Annotated in this window: 2 protein-coding genes; both read right to left on the bottom strand. The window is 42.4% G+C overall.

Going from position 1 to position 2,070, the window contains the following annotated elements; translation table 11 throughout:
• Positions 1-62: 62 nt before the first annotated feature.
• Positions 63-1,334 (bottom strand): adenylosuccinate synthase, encoded by a 1,272-nt coding sequence (locus tag CHU92_RS00495; RefSeq protein WP_094411522.1) that lies wholly within the window; start codon positions 1,332-1,334, stop codon positions 63-65.
• Positions 1,335-1,436: 102 nt separating this feature from the next.
• Positions 1,437-1,892, bottom strand: a complete 456-nt coding sequence (locus CHU92_RS00500; RefSeq protein WP_094411524.1) for a Fur family transcriptional regulator — start codon at positions 1,890-1,892, stop codon at positions 1,437-1,439.
• Between the last annotated feature and the right edge of the window lie 178 nt (positions 1,893-2,070).

Below are 2,070 nucleotides of genomic sequence, written 5' to 3' on the forward strand. Positions count from 1 at the left end.
AATAAAAAACCGTCTCAAAATTTAAGTATTGAGACGGCTTCTTTTTAGTATGAAACATAAAATTACTTCATTATAGTCTGTGTCCTGTCCGGGCCAACTGATACTACTTTTATAGGCACTTCAAGTTCTTTTTCAATAAATTCAATATATTCTTTCAATTCAGCAGGAAGCTGCTCATAGCTGGTCATTCCGGTCAGGTCGGCAGCCCAGCCCTTTTTCTCAACATAAACCGGTTTCACGTTTTCAGGCTCAATATTGTAAGGCAGGTGGCCTATCTTCTGGCCTTTATATTCGTAAGCTGTACACACTTTCAGGGTTTTAAAACCTGAAAGTACATCGCCCTTCATCATGTAAAGCTGTGTAACGCCGTTTACCTGCACGGCATATTTAAGCGCTACAAGGTCAAGCCAGCCGCAACGCCTGGCACGGCCGGTAACTGAACCAAACTCATTACCTACACGTGCCATGGTAGCGCCATCTTCATCAAAAAGTTCAGTAGGGAAGGGGCCACTGCCAACCCGTGTTGTATAGGCCTTGAATATACCAAACACATCTTTTACCCTGTTTGGTGCAATGCCAAGCCCGGTACAGGCACCGGCAGCCGTTGTATTGGATGATGTTACGAACGGGTAGGTCCCGAAATCAATGTCAAGCAATGAACCCTGTGCGCCTTCGGCCAGTATTGTTTTGCCTTCTTTCATGGCTTTGTTCAGGTACTCTTCACTGTCAATAAAAGTAAGTTCTTTAAGCGCTTCCACCGCTGAGAAAAATTCTTCCTCAAGTTCCTCAAGGTCATACTCCAGGTCAACATCATAAAAGGCTATCATGGCCTGGTGCTTATCGGCCAGCGCCCTGTACCGGTCTTTAAAATCCTCAAGTTCAATATCGCCGATGCGGATACCGTTCCTGCCGGTCTTATCCATATATGTAGGGCCGATACCTTTAAGGGTAGAACCAATTTTGGCCTTGCCTTTAGATGCTTCCGAAGCAGCATCAAGCAGCCTGTGCGTAGGTAGTATAAGGTGTGCTTTCCTGGAAATGAGCAACCTGCTTTTAATGTCGATATTGAATTTTTCCAGGCCTTCCAGTTCTTTTTGGAAAACCACCGGGTCCATCACCACACCATTGCCTATAATGTTAATAGAATTTTTATGGAATATACCTGAAGGGATAGTGCGGAGTACGTGCTTTATGCCATCGAACTCCAGGGTATGCCCTGCATTAGGCCCTCCCTGAAAACGGGCAATGATATCATATCCGGAGGTCAGTACGTCAACAATTTTACCTTTGCCTTCGTCTCCCCATTGCAGTCCAAGCAGTAAATCTACGGTCATTTTTATTAGCGGTTGTTTATGTTTGTAGTTATTGTGTTATTCATTTAAAAACAAAAACCAATCCTTTTCAGGGTTGGTTTGCCGTTGCCGTTGTTACGGCGGTTATTGGTTTTCGGCAGCAGGTACTTTCCTGTGGCCGTAAAGGTATAAAGAATGGTTATGAATTTCAATGCCGAAAATCTCTTCTATTGTTTTTTTGATAGACTGTATCCTCGGGTCGCAAAATTCGATAACCTCTCCGGTATCGGTCATGATGATGTGGTCGTGCTGCTTGTCAAAATATGATTTTTCGTAGTGGCTTTGGTTTTGCCCGAACTGGTGGCGGCGCACCAGGCCGCATTCCAGTAACAGTTCTATAGTATTGTAAAGCGTGGCACGGCTTACACGGTAGTTCTTGTTCTTCATTTTGATGTAGAGCGATTCTATATCAAAATGTTCCTGGCTGTTATATATTTCCTGGAGTATGGCATAGCGTTCAGGGGTTTTCCTGTGGCCTTTGTCTTCAAGGTATTTTGTAAAGACATTCTTTACAATCTCCTGGTTCTTATTATTTTCCATGGCATGGGTATCAATAGGAGCAAAGATAAAGCGAAATTTCGGGAAGTGAAAGTTTAGTGTAATGTTTTAAGCCTGCATAATTATTATATTGAAGGTTCTTTAATTTCTTCAATATTGTATTGCTTTAAGTTTTTTAATAATGAAGTGGTTTAAACTTATTTGTTAAATAAAAAAGGGT

The sequence above is a fragment of the Flavobacterium cyanobacteriorum genome (assembly GCF_002251835.1).
Taxonomy (GTDB): Bacteria; Bacteroidota; Bacteroidia; order Flavobacteriales; family Flavobacteriaceae; genus Flavobacterium; species Flavobacterium cyanobacteriorum.

What these genes read in the sequence shown, in the direction of transcription:
- CHU92_RS00495 (WP_094411522.1), bottom strand. Translation starts at nt 1,334, where the DNA reads ATGACCGTAGATTTACTGCTTGGACTGCAATGGGGAGACGAAGGCAAA.
- CHU92_RS00500 (WP_094411524.1), bottom strand. Translation starts at nt 1,892, where the DNA reads ATGGAAAATAATAAGAACCAGGAGATTGTAAAGAATGTCTTTACAAAA.